Source organism: Geomonas subterranea, assembly GCF_019063845.1.
Classification (GTDB): domain Bacteria; phylum Desulfobacterota; class Desulfuromonadia; order Geobacterales; family Geobacteraceae; genus Geomonas; species Geomonas subterranea.
The window spans coordinates 4,013,898-4,034,846 of record NZ_CP077683.1 but is presented as its reverse complement, the minus strand read 5'-3'; the positions used below and the strand labels follow the sequence as shown (position 1 = coordinate 4,034,846).

At 62.0% G+C, this 20,949-nt stretch carries 21 protein-coding genes and 1 pseudogene; 13 read left to right on the top strand and 9 right to left on the bottom strand.

The genetic code is table 11. The annotated features are described in order from the left end of the window. Positions 1–172: 172 nt before the first annotated feature. From KP001_RS17615 to KP001_RS17600, 4 genes are all read right to left on the bottom strand, one after another. Positions 173–1,351, bottom strand: a complete 1,179-nt coding sequence (locus KP001_RS17615; RefSeq protein ID WP_217286866.1) for a S8 family peptidase — start codon at positions 1,349–1,351, stop codon at positions 173–175. A 128-nt stretch (positions 1,352–1,479) separates the two neighbouring features. After that, positions 1,480–1,836: a response regulator gene (locus tag KP001_RS17610; protein ID WP_217286865.1), complete on the bottom strand. Its 357-nt coding sequence runs from the start codon at positions 1,834–1,836 to the stop codon at positions 1,480–1,482. Beyond that, positions 1,791–5,489: a PAS domain S-box protein gene (locus KP001_RS17605; RefSeq protein WP_217286864.1), complete on the bottom strand. Its 3,699-nt coding sequence runs from the start codon at positions 5,487–5,489 to the stop codon at positions 1,791–1,793. The genes KP001_RS17610 and KP001_RS17605 overlap by 46 nt, the downstream gene beginning before the upstream one ends. Before the next feature lie 394 nt (positions 5,490–5,883). After that, complete coding sequence (locus KP001_RS17600; protein ID WP_217286863.1) at positions 5,884–6,708, bottom strand: HhH-GPD family protein; 825 nt, start codon at positions 6,706–6,708, stop codon at positions 5,884–5,886. 247 nt (positions 6,709–6,955) lie between these two features. Between KP001_RS17600 and KP001_RS17595 the strand changes: the two genes are divergently transcribed. The 6 genes from KP001_RS17595 (at position 6,956) to mazF (ending at position 10,385) form a co-directional block, all read left to right on the top strand. Then, positions 6,956–7,312 carry a TRL domain-containing protein gene (locus KP001_RS17595; protein ID WP_217286862.1) on the top strand — a complete coding sequence of 119 codons (357 nt, stop codon included), beginning with the start codon at positions 6,956–6,958 and terminating at the stop codon, positions 7,310–7,312. Between the two features lie 133 nt (positions 7,313–7,445). Beyond that, complete coding sequence (locus tag KP001_RS17590) at positions 7,446–8,306, top strand: DMT family transporter (protein ID WP_217286861.1); 861 nt, start codon at positions 7,446–7,448, stop codon at positions 8,304–8,306. 140 nt (positions 8,307–8,446) lie between these two features. Next, positions 8,447–8,665: a hypothetical protein gene (locus tag KP001_RS17585; protein ID WP_217286860.1), complete on the top strand. Its 219-nt coding sequence runs from the start codon at positions 8,447–8,449 to the stop codon at positions 8,663–8,665. Between the two features lie 127 nt (positions 8,666–8,792). After that, positions 8,793–9,722, top strand: coding sequence for a cation diffusion facilitator family transporter (locus tag KP001_RS17580; RefSeq protein WP_217286859.1), 930 nt, complete (start codon positions 8,793–8,795; stop codon positions 9,720–9,722). A gap of 79 nt (positions 9,723–9,801) precedes the next feature. Then, positions 9,802–10,044 carry an AbrB/MazE/SpoVT family DNA-binding domain-containing protein gene (locus KP001_RS17575; protein ID WP_217286858.1) on the top strand — a complete coding sequence of 81 codons (243 nt, stop codon included), beginning with the start codon at positions 9,802–9,804 and terminating at the stop codon, positions 10,042–10,044. After that, complete coding sequence (gene mazF / locus KP001_RS17570) at positions 10,041–10,385, top strand: endoribonuclease MazF (protein WP_217286857.1); 345 nt, start codon at positions 10,041–10,043, stop codon at positions 10,383–10,385. The genes KP001_RS17575 and mazF overlap by 4 nt, the downstream gene beginning before the upstream one ends. Positions 10,386–10,397: 12 nt before the next feature. On the opposite strand, the gene KP001_RS17565 is transcribed toward mazF, so the two are convergent. Continuing rightward, complete coding sequence (locus tag KP001_RS17565) at positions 10,398–10,991, bottom strand: TetR/AcrR family transcriptional regulator (protein WP_217286856.1); 594 nt, start codon at positions 10,989–10,991, stop codon at positions 10,398–10,400. Between the two features lie 205 nt (positions 10,992–11,196). On the opposite strand from KP001_RS17565, the gene scpC reads away from it, so the two are divergent. From scpC to KP001_RS17530, 7 genes are all read left to right on the top strand, one after another. Beyond that, on the top strand, positions 11,197–12,759 hold the full coding sequence (scpC, locus tag KP001_RS17560; protein WP_217286855.1) for a succinyl-CoA:acetate CoA-transferase ScpC: 1,563 nt from the start codon (positions 11,197–11,199) through the stop codon (positions 12,757–12,759). A 349-nt stretch (positions 12,760–13,108) separates the two neighbouring features. Continuing rightward, positions 13,109–13,291: a hypothetical protein gene (locus KP001_RS17555; RefSeq protein WP_217286854.1), complete on the top strand. Its 183-nt coding sequence runs from the start codon at positions 13,109–13,111 to the stop codon at positions 13,289–13,291. Positions 13,292–13,365: 74 nt separating this feature from the next. Then, the gene (locus tag KP001_RS17550) at positions 13,366–14,079 is read left to right on the top strand and encodes a DUF3108 domain-containing protein (protein ID WP_217286853.1); all 714 of its coding nucleotides are present in this window, start codon (positions 13,366–13,368) and stop codon (positions 14,077–14,079) included. A 114-nt stretch (positions 14,080–14,193) separates the two neighbouring features. Continuing rightward, on the top strand, positions 14,194–14,808 hold the full coding sequence (locus tag KP001_RS17545) for a hypothetical protein (RefSeq protein ID WP_217286852.1): 615 nt from the start codon (positions 14,194–14,196) through the stop codon (positions 14,806–14,808). 136 nt (positions 14,809–14,944) lie between these two features. After that, a complete protein-coding gene (locus tag KP001_RS17540; protein ID WP_217286851.1) occupies positions 14,945–15,856 on the top strand; it encodes a YMGG-like glycine zipper-containing protein in 912 nt (303 codons plus the stop codon). Positions 15,857–16,067: 211 nt separating this feature from the next. Next, complete coding sequence (locus tag KP001_RS17535) at positions 16,068–16,424, top strand: hypothetical protein (protein ID WP_217286850.1); 357 nt, start codon at positions 16,068–16,070, stop codon at positions 16,422–16,424. A gap of 29 nt (positions 16,425–16,453) precedes the next feature. Then, positions 16,454–16,831 (top strand): hypothetical protein, encoded by a 378-nt coding sequence (locus tag KP001_RS17530; protein ID WP_217286849.1) that lies wholly within the window; start codon positions 16,454–16,456, stop codon positions 16,829–16,831. 80 nt (positions 16,832–16,911) lie between these two features. Here the strand turns inward: KP001_RS17530 and KP001_RS17525 are convergent. The 4 genes and pseudogenes from KP001_RS17525 to KP001_RS17510 all read right to left on the bottom strand — a co-directional run bounded on the left by KP001_RS17525 (position 16,912) and on the right by KP001_RS17510 (position 20,711). Further along, positions 16,912–17,396 (bottom strand): annotated as a pseudogene (locus KP001_RS17525) (VOC family protein). A gap of 230 nt (positions 17,397–17,626) precedes the next feature. Beyond that, entirely contained in the window at positions 17,627–18,892 is a 1,266-nt protein-coding gene (locus tag KP001_RS17520) for a hypothetical protein (RefSeq protein ID WP_217286848.1), read from the bottom strand. Between the two features lie 511 nt (positions 18,893–19,403). Beyond that, complete coding sequence (locus KP001_RS17515; RefSeq protein WP_217286847.1) at positions 19,404–20,120, bottom strand: MBL fold metallo-hydrolase; 717 nt, start codon at positions 20,118–20,120, stop codon at positions 19,404–19,406. 39 nt (positions 20,121–20,159) lie between these two features. Further along, positions 20,160–20,711, bottom strand: coding sequence for a chalcone isomerase family protein (locus tag KP001_RS17510; RefSeq protein ID WP_217286846.1), 552 nt, complete (start codon positions 20,709–20,711; stop codon positions 20,160–20,162). Between the last annotated feature and the right edge of the window lie 238 nt (positions 20,712–20,949).

Genomic DNA, 20,949 nt, shown 5'->3' with positions numbered 1-20,949 from the left:
ATCGCCCTTGCGGGAGGGGGTTGGGGGGTGGGGGAAGGTGCATCACCGCCGTCGATGGTCTCAAGATCTGGCTATCGCCACGGGCACCAAGGGAGGGGAGGACAAAGCAAAGGGCCGGCCGCGAATCCCTGTCGCGGCCGGCCCGGTGGTGCACCCGCTGGAGCGTGGGCGGTTAATAGTCGGTGAACAAAAGGAGGTTCGGCGATTTCTTGCCGGCGTTCCCCACAACTCCCGTGGTCGCGTTGCCGGTCAGGGCCGAGGCGACTCCGGCGGGCGTGGCGGTGGGGTTCAGCTGCAGGTACTGCGCGGCGACGCCGGTCACGTTCGGGGTGGCCATCGAGGTCCCGCTCAGGGTGGCGGTAGCCGTGTCGCTGCTGTACCAGGAGGAGGTGACGTTGGAGCCCGGGGCGAAGAGGTCGAGGCAGCCTCCGTAGTTGGAGTAGGAGGCGCGCGCGTCGGTGGAGGTGGTTGCGCCCACGGTGAGGGCGGCCGGGACCCGGGCGGGCGAGTAACGGCAGGCGTCCTGCTTGCTGTTACCCGCGGCGATGGCGTAGGTCACCCCGCTGTTGATGGAAGCGGCGACCGCATTGTCGAGCGCGGTGGAGGCGCCGCCTCCAAGGCTCATGTTGGCCACCGCCGGCACCTTTTTGTTTTTGGTGACCCAGTCCACACCGGCAACGACGCCTGAGGTGGTACCCGAACCGGAGCAGTCCAGCACCCGCACGGCGACCAGCGAGACGTCCTTGGCGACGCCGTAGTGGGAACCGCCGATGGTGCCGGAGACGTGGGTGCCGTGCCCGTTGCAGTCCTGGCCGTTCCCCCCGAGGGCGTCATAGCCGATGGAGGCGCGGCCGGCGAACTCGGTGTGGGAGGTGCGGATGCCGGTGTCGATGACGTAGGCGGTGACGCCGACGCCGGTGTTAAGGTAATTGAAATAGCCGTTGAGGGGAAGGGTGCGCTGGTCGATGCGGTCCAGGTTCCACGTGGAGACCCCCTGGGAAACCTCGATCCCGATGGAAACCGCCTGGTCCTGCTCGAGGAAGGCGACGTTGGGGTTATGGCGCAGCCCCTGCAGTGCCTGGTCGGGAAGCGTCGCAGCGAACCCTTGCAGCGCGTCGGTGTAAACGTAGTGAACCTTCCCCCCCAGCCGGCCTGCCGCCTGCACCGCCGCGCTCACGTCATGTCCGGCACTGCCGGGACGGAACACCACGATGTAGCGCCCGGGGATGGCCTGCTCCGCGCCCGCGCCGTACACGGGTGCCAGGCCTTCGGGAGCGGCCGGCGCGGCCGGTGCGGCCGGAGCCAGGAAAAGGGTGCCAAGAAGTGCTATCGCAAAGGACGTCTTAATCATGGGCTACCTCCTGCCAATCCGTCGTTGATATCGGTGGCGCCTGCCGGCGCCCTGAGATCCTCTAAATATAGGACTCCGTTAGCACGTTCTCAATAGGCCTTTTCCACCACTCCCCGCGCGGTTTCCCCTCAGCCGTCCAGCATCTCGCGCACCTTGCGCAAAAGCTGCACCGGCTGCACCGGCTTCATGATCAGCTGAATCCCCTGCTCCAAGATCCCGCGCCGCTCCATGAAGTCGGAGGTGTATCCGCTTGAATACAGGATCCTCGTTCCCGGCTTCAGCTGCACGATCTCCAACCCCGCCTCCATGCCGTTCTTTTTGGGCATGATGAGGTCCATCACCACCAGGGCGATGCTGTCCCGGTGCGCTAAGAAGAGATCCACCGCCTGCTGCCCGTCCGCGGCCTCGATGACCCGGTACCCGAACCTGGTCAGGACCGTCACCAGTAACCTGCGGACCTCCACGTCGTCCTCGGCCAGCAGCAATGTCTCGGTTCCACCCCGGGGAGGCGGGAGCTCCACCTGTCCCGCCGGCACGCTCTCCCCCTCCTTGGCAAGGGGAGGTAAATCCTGAAGGTCGTGCCACGGCCCGGTTCGCTGTAGACGTTGATGAAACCGCCGTGCTGCTGGACGATGCCATAGACGATGGCCATCCCCAGCCCGGTCCCCTTGCCGACCTCCTTGGTGGTGAAGAAGGGCTCGAAGATCCTGTTGCGGGTCTCCTCGTCCATGCCGCTGCCGCTATCGGCCATGATGATGCAGGCGTAACGCCCGGGCTCCGTGTGTCCGAACTGCGTTTCCATCGGTTCCTCGACCTCCACCACCTCCGTCTCGAGGGTGAGCGTCCCCCCCTTGGCCATCGCATCGCGCGCGTTGGTGGCCAGGTTGATCAGCACCTGCTCGATGTGACCGCTGTCCCCTACGATCGGCAGTTCCGGCCTCGGACAGGAAACGACCTTGAGGGCGATGTCCTCCCCGATGATGCGCACCAGGAACTTCTGCACGTGCTGCACGATGTCGCACAGGTTGACGCGCCTAGGTTCCATGACCTGTTTTCTGCTGAAGGCCAAAAGCCCCTTGGTGAGCTGCGCCGCCCGCTCGGCGGAGACCAGGATCTGGTCCACCTCCCCCTTTTGCCCCTCGTCCAGCTTCGGGTCCGCCGCCAGGAGCGAGCAGTACCCCATGATCACCTGGAGCACGTTGTTGAAGTCGTGCGCGACCCCCCCCGCCAACAGCCCCACCGCCTCCATCTTCTGCGCCTGCCTGAGCTGCTCCTCCAGACGCCGCTCCGCGGTGATGTCCCTCACCGTCGCTATGACCCCGATGATCTCCCCTTGCGCGTCACGAAGCGGCGCGCGCGTGTCTGTCGCCCACACCGAGCGCCCGGACCCCTCTATCGAGAAGCGGAAGTCGATGGAACTGGATTCCTCCCCCTTGAGCGCCCTGGCCAGCTTCACCACGATGCCGTTCTCCTCCAGGGACGGAAATACCTCCTGGGGGCGACGCCCGAGGATGTCGCCGGCCCCGATCCCGGTGAGCTGCTCCATGTAGGGGTTCCAGACCTGGCAGCGCAGCTCCCGGTCGTAGACGATGATCCCCTCCTGGGCCCCCGCGATGATCTGCTGGTTGTACTGGCTCGCCTCGATGAGCGCCTGGTCGGCCCTCAACTTGGACAGGGAGATGGCGATGTAGTCGACCAGGTCCTCGTACAGGGCGACCTTCTCCGCGGACATAAGCCCCGGTGCCGGGTCGCTGAACTGGAACAGGCCGGTCCTCTCGCCGCCGGAGCACAGCGGGATCAGGGCCAGCGACTGGAACTCTTCGGCGCGACAGCGCGTTCCCGCTGCGCCCGGCGCAACCGCTGTCCCGGACAAGGTCCAGTAGCTGCCGTGCTGCGTCACCTCTGCCGCAGAGCCGGTCTCCCCTGAGATCACCTCCGCGCAGAGGCAGCGCAGGAAGGGCTGCCCCTGCGCCGGGGGTGACTGCACCCCCGTGGTGAGCCGGTCGCAGAGCCCCCCGGCGGCGCGTGAAAGGTCGTCCGGAAAACCGATGGTTTCGCAGTAGGGGTAGCCGTCACCCGAGCGCAACCTGATCCCGATGGCGCGGCAGCCGGAAAGCTCCCGGAAAAACAGGGCGGTGCGCCACATCAGCTCGTCCAGGTTGCGGGCCTCGTTGCAGATGCGCAAAAGCTCGACCGTCGCGTTGCGCCTCAGCTCCTCGCGTTTCCTCGCGGTGATGTTGTCACACAGGGCGACGAAGTACCCCCGTTCGACGCTATAAAGCGATACCGCGTACCACTGTTCCAGCGGCGGGAGGTAGGTCTCCAGGTGCTCCGGCTGTCCCGTCTCCGCCACCCTGCCGCACGCCTCCAGCAGGTCGGCGTTGGTCTCGCGCACCCGGGGGATCACCTGCGAAACCCGCCTCCCTACCAGCTCGTCGAGCCCCGTCAGTTGCAGCAGGGCGCGGTTCACGTTGAGGAAGACGAAGTCCTCGCCCGCTCCCGAAGCATCCCGGACCATGCGGCAGGAGGCGAACCCCTCCAGCATGTTCTGGAACAGCTGCTGGTAGTCCTGCTTGCTTTTTTGCAGCGCCCGCTCGGCCTGTTTCTGAACCGTCACGTCGTTCAGCAGGACCAGCAGGCAGGGCGAACCTTCGAGAACCACCACGTCGGCGGAAAACAGGACGTCGATCACCTCCCCCGACTTGCGCTTCAGTTGCAGCTCCTGGCTGAAGCCGCGTCCCCGCCGGATGGTGGCAACGATCTCCTCGCGCCTCCCCTCGTCGAGGTAGACCCCCAGTTCCTGCGCGGTCCGCCCAAGGACCTCATCCCGCTCAAAGCCCAGCAGCCGCAGCCAGGCAGGGTTCACGTCCAGGAGCCGTCCGTCGTCGACGGCGCCGATGCCGATCGCAAGCGGCGCGTGATCGAAGATGGTTCTGAAACGGTTCTCGCTGTCCCTCAGGGCGGCCTCGGTCTGCTTGAGCTGGGTGATGTCGACCAGCGTCGAGAGGATGACCTCCTCTCCGGCCACGGAGAGGACCTGGGAGGAGAGCTGGGCGATGAAGGTCTCGCCGTTCTTGCGCAGAAACGGCTGTTCCCATCCCCGGAGCGTCCCGGTGCTGCGCAACTGCGCCAGGAAGCGCTGCACGGACTCCGGATCGGGCCAGATGTGCCGCCCCGACCTGCCGATGGCCTCTTCCCTGGTGTAGCCGGTCAGGGCCTCCCAGGTCTCGTTGACATCCAGGAACACCCCGTCCTCGAAACGGCTCAGGGCGATCGCGGCAGGGTTGCCGGAGAAGGCCCGTGAAAACTTCTCCTCGGACTTCAAAAGGGCCTCTTCGGCCTGGCGCCGCCCGGAAACATCCAGGAGCACCGCCAGAACCGAGCTGCCGCGTCCACCGGAGCCGGGGAGCAGGTTCAGGGTTGCCTGGCAAAACACCGGAGTCCCGTCCCGCCGCAGCAGGCCAAGTTCCGCCTGCACGCCGCTCCGCCCGCTTTCACCCAGGCTTTTGAGGCTCTCCCGGCAGGCCTCCCGGTCCTCCGGGTGGGTCACCGCGACCAGGTCCATGCCGAGCAGTTCGGCTTCCTGGTAGCCGGTCATGCGGCAGAAGGCGGGGTTCACCTTGAGGAAGGCGCCGCTCCCCGGGTCCAGCCGCGCCTCGCCCACGCTCGACTCCATGAACATGATGCGGAACTGTTCCTCGGTTTCCCGCAGCTGTTCCTGGGCCAGTCGCCGCTCCATCTCCAGGAGCTCGACACGGGCCTCGCGCAGTTCCGCCTCCGTGCCGTCAGCCAACGCCCGCGCGTCCGTCTCCCCTTCGCACGCCCGCCTCAGGCGCTCCTGCGAATAGCCGAACAGGACCCCCATGACGACGAATACCATCACGGAAGCGAAGTGGCTTCCCCCGGGGAGCAGGAGCGAGAAACGCGGCGGTATGAAGAAATAGACGATGAGGAGCGCGGAGATGACGGTCGCGGCGATGCCCGCGCGTTTACCGCCCAGGCGGGAGCTGATGTAGGCGGCGGGGTAGAAAAGGAGGTAGGCGAAAGGCTGCAGGAAGTCCCAGAGAAGCAGCTGTACCGCGCAGGCCAGAAATGGTAGCAGAAGTGCCAGCACAACCTTGACATTCTTTGTCGGCACTTCGGCCACCTTTTCCTCCTTCAGTACAGATTCGGGATTTGCTTATAATTCGGGTGTGTCTGACAATAACCCGGCTTTCAACTGTACTAGCGGGAGCAAGATAGGAGTTTTCGTAGCCGTATAAGCGTTCGGGAGTATCAACGGCAGAGACTAGTCTACCTTGGCACCTCTCTTTTGCAACCGGGCCCTGGAAGCGGTTTCTTTGTGTTAGACCCGCTTGGATGATCAGTCCCCATTCACGGTTCCGGGATGACGCCGACACAATCCTTTTCCTGCCCCAGAAGTCGAGGGCACCCGCCACCCCCGCGAATCCCAGCCACCAGGACGCGCCGAACCAGAAGCGGGGAAATTAAAATCTACCAACATATGCCGGCCTGTCAAAACGCGCCCCGCTTCAACGGATCCAGACTCTGCCACCTTCCTGCCGGATGAAACCCTCCCGCTCGAGCTCCCCGAGGTTTCGCGCGAGCGATGCCGTCTCCATGGCGAGCTTTTCCTCCAGCCGGCTCCGGTCCATCCCCGGCTCGACCAGGATGGCCTTGAGGATCAGGCTGCGCTGTTCGCGGTTGGAGCCCCGAAACGGCGACTGGCGTACGTGATGGGCGCTGTTGCGGCCCGGGTTCGCCGTGCCGCGCTTTAAGTGAGCACCGTAGTCCATCAGCGCGTAGTACCATTCGCGGGGATGCTCCCGGTCCATGGTCAGCTCGACCAGGGGCAGGATGTCGGCATCACGCACGCAGTGGCTCTCCGGGAAAAAATGGTGGATGAAGACCGAGCGGATGTTGGTTTCGATGAAGGGAGTGGCGACGCCGAAGGCAAAAGCGGCGACGGCGCGCGCGGTGTAGGGGCCGATGCCGGGAAGTGACTGCAGGAGTTCCACCTCGCGCGGCAGCGTACCCCCGAAGCGCTGCAGCACCCCCCGGGCGCAGAGCTGCAGCGAGACCGCGCGCCTGTTGTAGCCGAGCCCCTGCCAAAGCGACAGCACGCCGGAGAGTTCCGCCCCGGCCAGTTCCTCCCAGCCGGGGAAGACCGCCAGGAACCGGAGGTACTTCTCCCGGACCCGCTCCACCTGGGTCTGCTGCAGCATGATCTCGGAAACCAGGATGGCGTAGGGGTCGCGGGTCTCCCGCCAGGGGAGGCGCCGTCCGTGCGCGACGTAGTGGTCGACAATGGCGCGCCGGAAAGCCGCCACTTCCTGATTCGTTACTGTCTCGGTCATGCGCCGTCTCCTGATCGTGGCCGGCCGGAAAAGTCCCCCTCCCCTCTACCCACCACCCTGCTCCCTTCCGTCAAACGACGGGGAGTAAATTGTAGCGGCATCAGCTGCGGCGACTCAACAAAAAATAGTCAGTTGTCTCTTAGCCTTCACCGCCCTCAGTTGGAATAAATATAATTTGTCTCAATCAGGGAACGCAGTAAGCTTAAAACTGTATGGTCTCTCTCATTCAGCAGGAAAAGGAGGCGTTATGAAAAGGCTGAGCGCGATGGTGCTAATTCTGGCTGGTCTGTGCGGCTGTCTTCCTACTCACGACCTCGCAAAAACTCTGCGTTACGCAGACAACACACCGGTTGGGGTCGAAAACATCAAGTTCCTCGATCTGAACCAGATGAAAAGAGGAGAGGCCTGTACCTTCAACATCTTCTATGTCATCCCGCTCTTCGGCGATGGCTCCATCCTGACCGCAGCCCGCAGGGGCGGCATCAACAACGTCGAACTGATCGGCCAAACCGGTACCTGGTACTTCCCCTTCAGCACCGATTGCACGGTGGTTTATGGCGACAAATCCGCCATCATCCAGAGGCCGAAGGAGCCTGCCAAGTAACAGCTTGAGACCGTGTCCACAAGGGGGAGCGCCCAGCCGCCCCCCCTCTCCCCCCATTTCCCCTTTGACATCCCTTTAGCGGTCCCTTAACCTGTCGCCTCATCTCAACCGTCAACCGCGGCAAGGTCCACACATGCGAAGCACATTCTCCCCCGCTCTCTCCGGCGCTTTGGCCATGATCGTCTGCGGCTTTTTATGGAGCCTCGCCGGCCTCTTCATAAAGGTCCTGAACTGGAACCCGTTCCTGATCGCCGGCCTGAGGAGCCTCATCGCCTTCTTGTTCCTTTTCGCCCTGGTCGGCACCGTGCGTCTAAAATGGTCCGGCGCGCTCCTCGGCGCCGCCCTCGCCAACGCCGCCACCATGCTCCTCTTCGTCGCCGCGAACAAGACCACCACGGCGGCCAACGCCATCCTGCTGCAGTACCTGGCGCCCGTCTTCACCGCCCTCTTCAGCGTGATCTTCCTGAAGGAGCACCTGTACCGCGAGCAGGTGCTCGCCCTCTTCATGACCATGGTCGGCATGGTGGTCCTGTTTTTGGACCGCCTCTCGCCGGGGCAGCTCGTCGGCAACCTCATGGCCCTCACCTCGGCCTTCACCTTTTCCCTCATGTTCATCTTCACCCGGATGCAAAAAGAAGGAGACCCGTTGCAGTCGTTCATGGCCTCCCACGCCGTGGCCGCGCTGGTTGCCCTGACCGTCGCCATCTTCCTCCCCCTCCCCCCCTTCACCACCAGGGCCATCGGCAGTATCCTCGTACTGGGCGTCGTACAGATCGGCCTCGCCGCTTTCTTCTTTTCCTACGGCATCAAGCGCGTCTCCGCCGTTACCGCCAACCTCCTGGCCGTGATCGAGCCCGTGTTCAACCCGGTCTGGGTCTTCCTGGTGCTGGGGGAAGCTCCGACCGCGAACACGCTCGTCGGAGGAGTCATCATACTCGGCTCGGTCACCCTCGCCAGCCTGATCAGCGCCCGCAGGATTTCGAAATACACCTGAGCCACATCCTAAAATCCTATTGCAGCGGCAGTTACAAAGGTCTATATTCACCCGTGGTTTGTGCGGCTTAACCTCCCATTTCCGTCACCAGGTTTCCGCGCTCAAACCGTACCTTTATCAGACACGATAGGAGGAGAGTAATGCCGGATTGCGAGCTTCTGGCCGGGTGTATTTTCTTCAACGACAAGATGGCCAACATGCCGTCCACCAGCAACGTCTTCAAGATGATGTACTGCAACGACAACTTCGAGGGATGTGCGCGCTACACCGTGCGCAAGGAACTCGGGAAAGATGCCGTGCCTGAGGATCTCTTCCCCAACCAGACGGAACGGGCGAGGGAGATACTTGGCAAGGGTTGACATCTGACGGCGGGAGTTGTATAGAACCGTTTCGGTGAGGCAGCTCTAAGCGCAGATAAAAGGCCGCGGGAATCCGGGGCCTTTTTTAGTGCCGCACCGATCCTGAAGTTGCCAGAGGGAAAGGGAAATGGTTTCAGCAGAACACGATGCCCTGAAAAGAAGGGCCGCGCGGCTGTCGGTCGCGTCCAACACGACGCTGGTCATCGCCAAGCTCGCGGTCGGCATGATCACCGGCTCCGTGTCGGTGCTCTCGGAGGCGGTGCATTCCGGCGTCGACCTCGTCGCCGCGGGGATCGCCTGGTACTCCGTGCGCGAATCTGGCAAGCCCGCGGACGAGGACCACCACTACGGGCACGGCAAGATCGAGAACGTCGCGGGCACCATCGAGGCCGTGCTCATCTTCGGCGCCGCCTTCTACATCATCTGGGAGGCCGTGCAAAAGCTCCGGGGGGGGGTGGTGGAAATCGAGGGGCTCGGTCTGGGCGCGGCGGTCATGGCCGTGTCGGCGGTCGCCAACTACCTCGTCTCCCGGCACCTGTTGAACGTCGCCGCCGCTACCGACTCGGTCGCGCTGGAAGCCGACGCCATGCACCTGCGTACCGACGTCTACACCTCCGCCGGCGTCCTGGGCGGCCTGGTGGCGATCAAGCTCACCGGGGTCCCCATCCTCGATCCCATCGTGGCCATCGTGGTCGCGCTCATGATCATCAAGGCGGCCTGGGATCTGACCAGGAGCGCCTTCTTCCACATCCTGGACGTGAAACTCCCAGAAGAGGAGGAGGCGGTGATCCACGAGGTGCTGGAGCACTACGGCGAGCGCCTCATCGAGTACCACAAGCTGCGTACCCGCAAGTCGGGGCACCTGCGCTACATCGACATGCACCTCGTGGTCCCCAAGCAGATGACCGTGGAGGCCGCCCACACCCTGAGCCACGAGATCACCGCCGAGATCGAGCGCCGGCTCCCCTACAGCCACATACTGGTGCACCTCGAGCCCTGCCCCGGCGGCTGCGACCACTGCACCGTCGACTGCCACAAGCTCCCGGCACAACGGTAATCTTTCCTGAACTATTGATACATTGTAGATACCTTGCTACACTCGCTCTTGGTGGATTCAGAAGACAAAGGAGAGCTACATGGTAGCGAAAGCGCAAAAGTGGGGCAACAGCCTGGCAGTGCGTTTGCCGAAGTCAATAGCGGCAGAGTGTGGTATTGAAGCGGATTCCCCTGTAGAGATCACCAGGCAGGAGGGATACATAATCATCAAGCCCATCGTCAACAAGGTCTTTTCGCTGGACGCCCTCCTTGATGGAATCAACGAGGAAAATCTGCATTCAGAGGTAAGTAGCGGAAAACCTGTTGGCAGGGAATTGCTATGACAGTGATGGGTTACGTTCCAGACAGAGGAGAGGTGGTCTGGCTTGATTTCGATCCTCAGGCGGGGCACGAGCATGCCGGCCGGCGCCCAGCGTTCGTGCTGTCGCCACGCAGCTACAATAAGAAAACCAGCCTCATGCTCTGCTGTCCAATCACATCACAGGTAAAGGGCTACCCGTTCGAGGTGGCAGTTGCTGGGGTTACCACTGTCTGGGGCGTCATATTGGCCGACCAGGTGAAATCGTTGGACTGGCAAGTACGACGACCAGAGAAAGGCGGCAGGGCAAGTAGGGAAGTCCTCGAAGAAGTCATCCTGAAGGTTCGTGCCATTCTCGAAGGATAAGCAGCCCCTCCCTCAGCTAGCCGCCACCCCGCAGGTGAAGATCTTCAGGTACTGCTGCACCAGTTCCTCGTCCCGCTCGGGGGAGTGGCTGATCAGGTTCTCGGTGGCAAGGCTGCTCAAAAAGAAGTAATTCACCATTCCCGCCAGCGCCAGCGCCGCGTTGGTGGGGTCCACATCCTCGCGGAACCGCTTCTGCCGTATCCCCTCCCCGATCGCCTGCGCCATGATCACGATCACCTCGTCGATAACCGGCAGGACCAGCGTCGCGAAGAACGCGGTCGGGTTGGTGAGCTCGCTCGTGTAAAAGCGCAAGAGGTACGGGTTGTCGCGGTGCCTGCGGAAGGTCCAGCGCAGGTAACTCTCCACCATCTCCACCGGGTCGCTCACCCGCTCCCTGATCTCGTGGATCTCTGCGAAACAGGCGAACTGCCGCTGCAGCACCGCCGAGTAGAGCCCCTCCTTGCTCCCGAAATGATACGAGATCATCGAGATGCTGGTCCCCGCCGCCTGGGAGAGTTCCCGGATACTCACGCCGTACAGCCCCCTCTCGGAGAAGAGCTGCGTCGCCACATCCAATAACTTCTTGTTGCACTCCGTTTTTTCCATTGCCTACCCCAGCCACGTGATGCGAGCGCGCCAACATTAGCAAAAATGCCGGGCAAATGCCAATTCTATATTGCAAATAGAACATCGTGCTGTTATGTTGTATTCGCCGAACGATCGTTCGATACAATCACCGGCCGCTTCCCGCGTCAACTTTCAATTTCCGCTGCCACAGCGGGATGACATCATCAAAGGAGGATCCAGTTCAATGTCCGAATTGCACAAAAGGATCAGAAAGTCCAGCCTTCACTCCCGGATCACCACCGTCGACCAGGTACTTCCCCTGTTCAAAAATGGCATGAGCCTCGGCTGGTCCGGCTTCACCCCCGCCGGCTACCCCAAAGCGGTGCCCATCGCCCTCGCCGACCACGTCGAGAAGAACCAGCTGCAGGGAAAGCTGAGGTTCAACCTCTTCATCGGCGCCTCCGTCGGCGTCGAGACCGAGGACCGCTGGGCCTCGCTCGACATGATCGACCGCCGCTGGCCCTACCAGACCGGCAAGAACATCCAGGCCGGCATCAACGAGGGGCGCATCCGCATGGGTGACAAGCACCTCTCCATGTTCGCCCAGGACCTGGGCTACGGCTTCTACACCAAGGACAACGGCGGCCGGCTCGACCTCGCCATCATCGAGTGCTCCGCCATCACCGAAAACGGCGACCTCGTCCTCACCGCCTCCTGCGGCGCCGTCCCCGAAATCGTCCAGATCGCCGACAAGATCATCATCGAGATCAACACCTCGATCCCGAACTTCGAGGGTCTGCACGACATCGTCGAGCCGGTCGCGCCTCCCAACCGTCTCCCGTATCTCATCTGCCGCGTCGACGACCGCGCCGGTTCCCCCTACGTCCGCGTCGACAACGACAAGATCGTCGCCATCGTCGAGTCCGACAAGCCGGACAACGGGCGCGCCTTCAGCGAGCAGGACGACACCTCCGAAGCCATCGCCGCACACATCATCGACTTCTTCTCCGCCGAGGTGAAGGCGGGGCGCCTGCCGAAGAACCTCTTGCCGCTGCAGTCCGGCGTCGGCTCCATCGCCAACGCCGTCATCGGCGGGCTGGCCAACGGCCCCTTCACCGGCTTGAAAGTCTGGACCGAGGTGCTGCAGGACACCATGCTGGACTTCTTCGACTCCGGCAAGCTCGACTTCGCCTCCACCGTGTCGCTCTCCTTCTCGGTGGACGGCTTCAAGCGCTTCTACGGCAACTGGGACAAGTACAGCAACAAGGTGATGATGCGTCCCCTCTCCATCGCCAACCACCCCGAACCGATCCGCCGTCTCGGCTGCATCGCCATGAACACCCCGGTCGAGTTCGACATCTACGCCCACGCCAACTCGACGCTCGTCGGCGGCACCAGGATGATCAACGGCATCGGCGGCTCCGGCGATTTTCTCAGAAACGCCTACCTCTCCATCATGCACACGCCGTCGGCGCGCCCGACCAAGACCGACCCGACCGGCATCACCTGCGTCGTACCGCACGTGCCGCACGTCGACCACACCGAGCATGACCTCGATGTCCTGGTCACCGAGCAGGGGCTTGCCGACCTGCGCGGACTCGATCCGAAGAGCCGCGCCAAGCTCATCATCCAGAAATGCGCGCACCCCGACTACAAGGCGCTCCTGTCCGACTACTTCGAGCGCGCCGCGTTCGACTGCCTGGGGAGAAAGGCGGGGCACGAACCGCAGCTTCTGGACCGCGTCTTCAAGATGCAGGTGAACCTCGCCAAGAAGGGAACCATGAAGATCGACAGCTGGGACCTGTAGGCTCACCCGGTAAAGCATGTAATGAAAAAGCGGCAGGACGCCCCCACAGGCATCCTGCCGCTTTTCTTTTTCACTTCCGTCAAGGCCTCGTCATGCCCTGGCGAAGATGTACCGCCACTCCCCTCTCCCCCTGGGAGAGGGTGCCCGAAGGGGGGGTGAGGGACGTTATTTCACCGGCTCCCCTCACCCTGCCCCTCTCCCGGGAGAGAGGGTGATGTGAACGTATCCTGCGGAAGCACCTGCAGGAGACTGATCGTAAAGAACCTTTTACTGACATAGATAATTTTTCCTCCGCAATGATGCAACTACAGCACAATCTTGTACTCTTGTTGCTATCGTTGGAGGTGATATGAGAATAACTATGAGTGACTATGTCGGCAGTAGTTGCGAAGCAGTCAGCAACTCCCATCAATTTGTCTACCTCTGGTTCCGCACCAGCGGCAACCCTTGCCTTCAGTGCGGCGTGAAAACGGAAACCTGCGCGTGGTACCACGAGCTGGCCCGCACGACCCGCCGCAACCGGGAGGCCTGAAAACGGAAGTCCCACCGCGTTTTTTTGCGCCCCCGCCGCATTAAAAAAATAAAATATTGCTGTACCATCTAGGGATGAAAAAAATCGGTCCCAGGATAGCCTTCTTCCTCGCCCTTACCTTCTTCGCCGCACCGGCGTCGGCCTTTCCCGTCCCCGAGCGCCTGGTCTACGACGTGACCTGGTCCGGGATGAAGGCGGGCTCGGCGCTCCTCGAAGTGACTCCCAGCGGCGACGAACTGCGCCTCACCAACACCATCCGCTCGACGGGATTCGTCTCCGCCTTCTTCAAGATCGACGACCGGACCGAATCGGTGACGACCCGTGCCGGAAGGCCCAAGTTCTTCCGGGAGAACAAGCGGGAGGGGAGCTACCGCGCCGCCCGTGAGGCGACCTTCAACTTCAACACGCTCACGGCCAACAGCGTGGATCTGCAGAAAAAGATCGAGACGACCGCCCCGATCACCCCCAGGACCTACGACAACCTCTCCAGCATTTACTTCATACGAGGCAGCGATTTGCCCCCCGGCCGCGCCATCTTCTTCGACATCTACGACACCAAGCGTCTGTGGAATACCGAGGTCCGGGTGGTACGGCGGCAGGAGGTGACGACGCCATTGGGGAAATTCAAGACCGTGATGGTGACCTCCCGGCTGAAACATAACGGGGAGGAGGCCAAGGTTGGCAACGCCACCTTCTGGTTTACCGATGACGACCGCAGGATCCCCGTGAGGATAACCACCACCATGAAGGTCGGCGATGTCACCCTGACCCTGGTGGGGGGCATCTAGCCTTGCCGCCTGAAAGCTGTTGCGGTCCCCTCCTTCTTTAATGTACGATGCTCCCGGGTTTCCTGCCCTGGCAGGGGAACTTCCAGACCCGGAAAAGAGCGCGTGCCCGACCTGATGACAGAAACCATCCCCCACATCTATAAGCTCCTCCTCGACTGGCTCCCATCGGCTTCCGCCATGGGACCGGTGCTGAAACTCTTCCTGATTCCCGTCGGGGGGGGGATACCCGCCGGCGTGCTACTCGCCAAGGCCAAGGGGTTGCACTGGCCCGTCACCACGCTCCTGTACCTCGTCTCCGATGTCATCCTGGCCGTCGCTTTCGAGCCCGTACTACGGTTGATCGCCTTCGTCTGCGGGAAGATTCCGGTGCTGCGCCGCATAAGCGCCGCCCTGCGGGCAGCCAACGCCCGCAACGCCGCACACTTCCAGGGGACCGCCACCGGGCCGGTCGCACTCGTCATGATAGCCTTCGGCGTCGACCCCATGACCGGCCGGGCCTCGGCGCTCGCGGCCGGTCACGGTTTCGTGGCGGGGTGGGCGTTCGCCATTGCGGGCGACATGCTCTACTTCGCGGTGATCGCCTTCTCCACGTTGCGCCTCAACAAGTACATAAAGGACCCGGACACCACCATGTGGATCATCCTGGCGCTCATGCTCCTGGTCCCGATGGTGGTGCGCCGAGCCAGACCGGGCCGGCCATCGTACCAGTCGCAGGAGCATGTCGCCTGAGACAGTGAGAAAAATCGATTTCCTCATTTCTGCCACATTGCTTCCCTATTTCATGAATATGGTAAGGGTGTGCGATGAGGAGTCTGCCTGGGGCCGCAACCGGCCGGCAGGTAGTGCTACACAGAAGGGGGTAACAATGAAAAGACGGATATCATCGGTTTGCGTGCTGCTGGCCCTGGGGGGATGCGTCACGGTCCCGACCGGCCCCAGCGTGAAAGTCCTTCCGACCAAGGGGAAGTCCTTCGAGACCTTCATGAAGGAGGACGCGACCTGCCGGCAGTGGGCGAACTCCCAGATCGGGTCACCGGTGCAGGAAACCTACGACAAGAACATGGCCACCAGCGCCGTGGTGGGAACGGCAGTCGGCACCGGCGTCGGGGCCGTCCTCGGTTCCGCCTCGGGCAACACCGGGGCCGGCGCAGCCATCGGCGCCGCGACCGGCCTTCTCTTCGGCGCCGCTGCGGGCTCGGGTTCGGCGCAGGTCTACGGGGCGCAGGCGCAGCGTCAGTACGACAACGCCTACGTCCAGTGCATGTACACCTACAACAACCAGGTTCCGGGAACGAGACAAACCGTCGCGGCCAGGCCGGCCCCGCCTCCCCCCGCACGGGTTGTCACTCCCCCGGTCGCAACTCCTCCACCGCCGGTAGCACCCCCCCCCGTCATGGCGCCCCCTCCCCCTCCCGGGCCGGAACTCATCCTCCCGCCTCCTCCCGAGGAGTACGAAGCCGAGCCGCCCGAGTTCGTCTATTCGCCCCGGCTGGACGCCTACGTCGCCGTCGGCGTCCCTTTCGACCTCGTGTACAGCGGCAACGAATACTTCTACTTCTACGGCGGCAACTGGTACCGCAGCGCCTACTACAACGGCCCCTGGAGCTACGTCCCCCGCAGGTCCTACCCTCAGCTGTTCGTGCGCTACGAGGTGGTCAACATCCGGCACTACCGCGACGTCGAGTACCGGCGCTACGTGCGCGACAGGGGCCACTACGACGGCCGCGTCTACCGCCCGCAGTACCGCCGCATCGTGAGGCATCGCCCCGGCTACTAGGCCCAGTACCAGGCAAGAAGGCACCCGGTTTCCGAGGGTGCCTTTTTTTGTCCCCGTCCCCCCGCATCCCCCCTCACTCATTGACAACCCCAGGCATTAGGATACTTTAATTCAATTCGCAATACGGTTCTCTTTCGCAGCAAAGTGCCAGCTTCGCCAACATGAACAACGGCCTCACCCCATGCGGGTGCCGCTGCCAAGGGGGAACTGCATGAAAACCAAGATGATAGGAGTCGCTCTGGGGGTCGCTGGCGTCGTGCTGTGGTTCATGCCCATGGCGAAGGTGGGGATCAACGTCTACGTGGCGGGAAGGGAGGTCGGGAACATCAGCTATATTCTGGTGGTATGCTCACTGGCCTATGCCATTTTCTCCTTCTTCGAACTGCACAAGCTGCGGGTCATCGCGGCAACGGTATCGACCGCCATCAGCCTGCTTTTTCTCACCGAAGCCTGGAGCAACGCCGCCTGGGGTCTGTACGGACTCGGCATCGTGTCGATAGCGAGCTGGATCGCCGCGGCTACCTGTTGGGACGCGGCCAAGGATTCAGTGCAGGACACCCAGGGGTGATTACGACCGGAGCACAGCAAGGAGGCGACATGGACCACAAGACGAAAGGGGTGATGCTGGGTCTCGCGGGGGTGATCCTGTGGTTCATGCCGCTGGTCGACTTCGGCTTCATGGGTATGAACCTCTACCAGTCCGGCTCTGACATCGGGGGGATCGGTTACCTGCTGCTGGCTTCGTCCACGGGCTATGCCGCCCTCTCCTGGTTCCAGGAACATCAGTTGCGGGTCGTCTCCGCCGGCATTGCGACCGCCATCGGTCTCATTTTACTGGTCGAATTCGGTTCCAAGGCAGCCTGGGGGCTGTACCTGCTCATCGTCGTTTCCGGCGCCAGCTGCATCTGCGGCTACACCGACGAGCAGAAGCGCAAGAAGTCCCGGCAACAGGCGGAAGGGACCGGCGGGCGTTGACAGCGCCCGCGAAAAAAAGGCACTCCGCCGGCATCGGGACCAAGGCGGACCTCCCCTTTGCCTCATCCCGTCGTGGAACCTCACCCTCGGCGCGCAGCCTCGATAGCTGCGATGTCGATCTTCACCATCTGCATCATCGCATCGAAGGCGCGCTTGGCCGCAGCGGGATCGGAATCCGTTATCGCCTCCGTCAGGGCCACCGGTGTGATCTGCCAGGAGATCCCCCATTTGTCCCTGCACCAACCGCACACAACCTCCTGCCCGCGTTGCCGACGATGGCGTTCCAGTAGCGGTCCGTTTCCTCCTGATCCGCGGTCGCGACCTGGAACGAGAATGCCTCGTTGTGCTTGACCTCGGGGCCGCCGTTGAGTCCCAGGCAGGGAATTCCCATCACGGTGAACTCGACCGTCAACACATCGCCTTTCTTCCCCGACGGGTAGTCTCCCGGGGCGAGGTGCACGGCGTCGACGGATGAATCGGGAAAGATCCCGGCGTAAAAGCGTGCCGCCTCTTCGGCGGCGCCATCGTACCAGAGGCAGATGGTGTTCTTTGCTGGCTTTGTCATGTCATTCTCCATTGTTGTGACCGCCGGCGCCGAAGCGGGCGATGGGCCCGCAGTCATTGGGGCCGGTCGAGGTGATGCAGGACCAAACTGTAGCAGCGGCTGGCTGGATGTCAAAATCCCTGACAGCGTTCCTCATTCACCATAGTGCCTTGAACAAATACGGGCGCACCCCGAATGGGATGCGCCCGTGCTGACGCGACAAAGGTAGATGTTGAACCGTCCCCGCCCGATTACCAGTAAATGAAGGTTCCGACGGCGCCGATGTTGGCGTCCTGGGTTGCACCGTTGAACCAGCGGTCCTGCGCCCAGGTGTACTCGCCGATCACCTGGACGAACTTGTTCACGTTGTAGGTCACCGCGACCACTGCCGCCTGCTGTTTCTGAATGTTCAGCTCCGTGTCGTTACCCGCTAGCTCCGCCCGGCTCTGGCCGTAGTTGAGGCCGAGTTTCCATGCCGGGTTGACCTGGTAGGTCGCCTGGTTCAGGAAGCCCCAGTTGGTCCTCTCCCTGCCGTCAGCGGAAAGCGCATCCGCCCCCTGCATTCCCAACATCCCCAGCGCCTGTCCACCGTAGCAGGAATTGAGCAACTGGAGGCCACCCACGTCGAGCTGTACGCCCCCCGCGCCGCCCAGCGAAGTCACGTGACCACCAGGACGTACCGCAGGAATGGTATGCTCGGGGGTGATGCTTCCGTCCGGGTTCAGCGTCACCGGCACGGTCACGGTCTGGGCGGAGGAGAAGCTGGCCTGCTGGTACAGGCCGGAGAGCCAGGCCTGGAACTTGCCGCCGGTGAAGCTGTTCATGTAGGAGATTTCGGTCTCCAGCCGCGGGACGTTACGGATCTTCGCGGCACCGATGTCGTTGGTGTCGTTCACGCTGACCGCGACCTTGAAACCCTTCACCTCGGGAGTGGTGTACCTTATCTGCGCCCCGAAGTTGGGGTAGAGATAGCCGTAACCGATGTGTCCCATAGTCGGCCCGCTGTCCACCGGCCCGATCACCCCCGCCCCGAAGAGCGTCATGTCGGTCAGGATGTTCTTGGCCTGGTACAGGTTGATGGCGCGGCCGGCGAGGATCTGGCCGAAACTCCCCGTTGCGGTCATGTTGATCTCGCGGAAGTCGATGTTGGGCGAAAGGTCGGTGCGGGAACCGCCGTTGTTCTGCACCTGCGGGTAGAATCCCAGGCGCACCGCGTAGTCCACGCCGTTGGTGGTCGGAGCCTGGATGTTGAGCCCCACGCCCACCGGAAGGAGGCCCGTCCTCACCCTGAACTGCTGCTGGGCCTCACCCGTTCCCGTCTGGTCACCGCCGATCTCCCCGCCGATGACGCCCGCCGGGCGCCGCCCGACCGATTCATAGGTAGCGAACACGTTCAGGAAGCCGTCCGTGGAAAACTTCCACCCGTTAGCCCCACCGATCTCGAAAGCCTGCACCGAATGTGCGCTCGCTGCGACAGCCAGGACCGCTGCCAGCATGGTGATGTTCTTTTTCTGCATTTTCCCCCCTGGTTTTATTGATTCCATTACAGCCGTAGAATGTATGTAAAAGCGTGGTCTTTATAACAACCGCTGCCGTTTCACCTCTTAGAAATGTGTTTTTGTATGACAATATTGAAATGCTTATTTGCCAGACACTGTTCCGTTTGGGCCCAAAGCTGTGTCAGCAATGAACCTGCAAAATAACGCATACAGTTAAATAGAATGGCTTTATAGCAACAGCCATACCTAGATCTGACTGCAGTCGCTATTTCATTGGCGGGGAGCTATTACTGCGCGTAAACAAAGGGGAGTTGGTCAGGCAGGTATATCCGGAGAGGAAAAGATCATCGTGCGTAGTGGAATAAAACGGAACAGCGAAAGCGGTCCAAGCTGGAACACGTGACGTTTTTGGAACAGCAGAGGCCGGGTTAACGCAGCTTGTGGGGATGCGGGGCTCAAGCGGTACCAGTGCGCACCGTATGAAATCCTCCTCGTACAAACGGACGACTTAGGGGATCACCCTTGCCGCTCAATGCCCCCCGAAAACCGGTCCCGCGTCGAACCTGCGTTTCCACTCCTCGTACCCGACGGTGTAGTTGTAGCCGCACACCGATGAGAGCTGCCGCCCATCCAGGTACTCCCGTATGCGGTCGCCTCCCGCCATGGTCTGGTCCGCCGGCCCGAAGGGGTTGTACTTCAACCCGTCGCCATGGAGGAAGACGTAGTCGCAGATGAAGAGGACATCCTCGAAGATGTAGAAGGTGAACCCCGGGGTGTGGCCGCCGATGTGAAACGCCTCTATCCCGTTGTGGACGAAATCGTGTTGGAAGGTGACGTCGAAGGGGAAGGGACGGCAGATATCGTGGAGCGAGTCCGCGTGGTGGATGTGAACCCTGGCGGAAAAGAGTTCGCGGTAGAGGTTTGAGGCCCCCAGGAAGTGGTGGTGGGTGAACAGTATCGCGTCGGCGCGGTCCAGGGCCCGGTCGAAGGACGAAGGGCAGTCGATCCAGCAGGGACCGTGAGCGGTCTCCACGCGGTAGGCCGCGTGTTCCAGACCTAGCGGCGGGTCCGAGTTCAGCCTCGTTACCTTGTCGTTCACAGAAGTGCTGGTCACCCTGAACCGCGCCGAGCACTCCTCCGCGGTGATGAAATGGCTCCTCGCCGCCCCGCAGAATGGGCAGCGCTCCGGGTGAAAGCCGATCATGTTGAAGCCGCAAACCAGGCATACGTGCTGTTCGACCTTCATGTTCGCACCTCCGATGTCTTGCTCCAAATACGCAACGGTCTACTTGCCGAGCATCCCCTTCTTCAGGTTTGCGTCGGCCGGTTTGTCGCCGAGGTAGATGGCGAGGACGGCGGTGGCAAGGGGGGGGGAGACAATCGTGCCGAGGACTTTGCCATTGTGCTTCGCGGTAACGGTGCCGTCCCCGCCGAGGTAGAGATCGACTTGGTCGCCGCGCTTGAAGTCATCGGTGAAAAAAGAGAGGAATTTCTTCACCTCCTCGGAGTCGGAGAGCTCAGGCGTGTTGTTGTGAATCCCCTCCTGGAATGCCTCCACGATCTTCTCCTTCTCCACCTTCGGGTACACGAAGTCCATCCTGATCAACTTGTCGCCCGAGTCCTTGATCGCTTCCGAGCCGCTGGTGAGGCGTCTCGCCGAATACAGGGAGCCGACATAGACCCTGACGAAGAATTTCTTCCTGGTGCCGCTGCCGTTTAGTTTCAGCGTTTCCGCATTCACCGTCACCTGTGGTTCGACCCTCACCCCTTCAATCTCCTTCGCCGGAGCGGTTCCAACCACAACCAACACCAAGATCAACGCAAGTAGCAGTCTCATAAGACTGGCGCCTCCTTTAAAATATTGAGCGACGAAATATTGCTGCGGTTCCAGAGAAAGGTTTGAAGGCGGCGTAAGAATACTGAGAGCTTCGCGCCTTCTTCAGATAGATCCTTGGTGATTAAGACCAAGCATGGCACGCAATACACCAACTGCATCGGGACGGGCAAGACTCGGGATTCCAAAAATTTAACAACTACCAATAAAATGTCAAAATTTTAACCACGCCCGGCCGCCA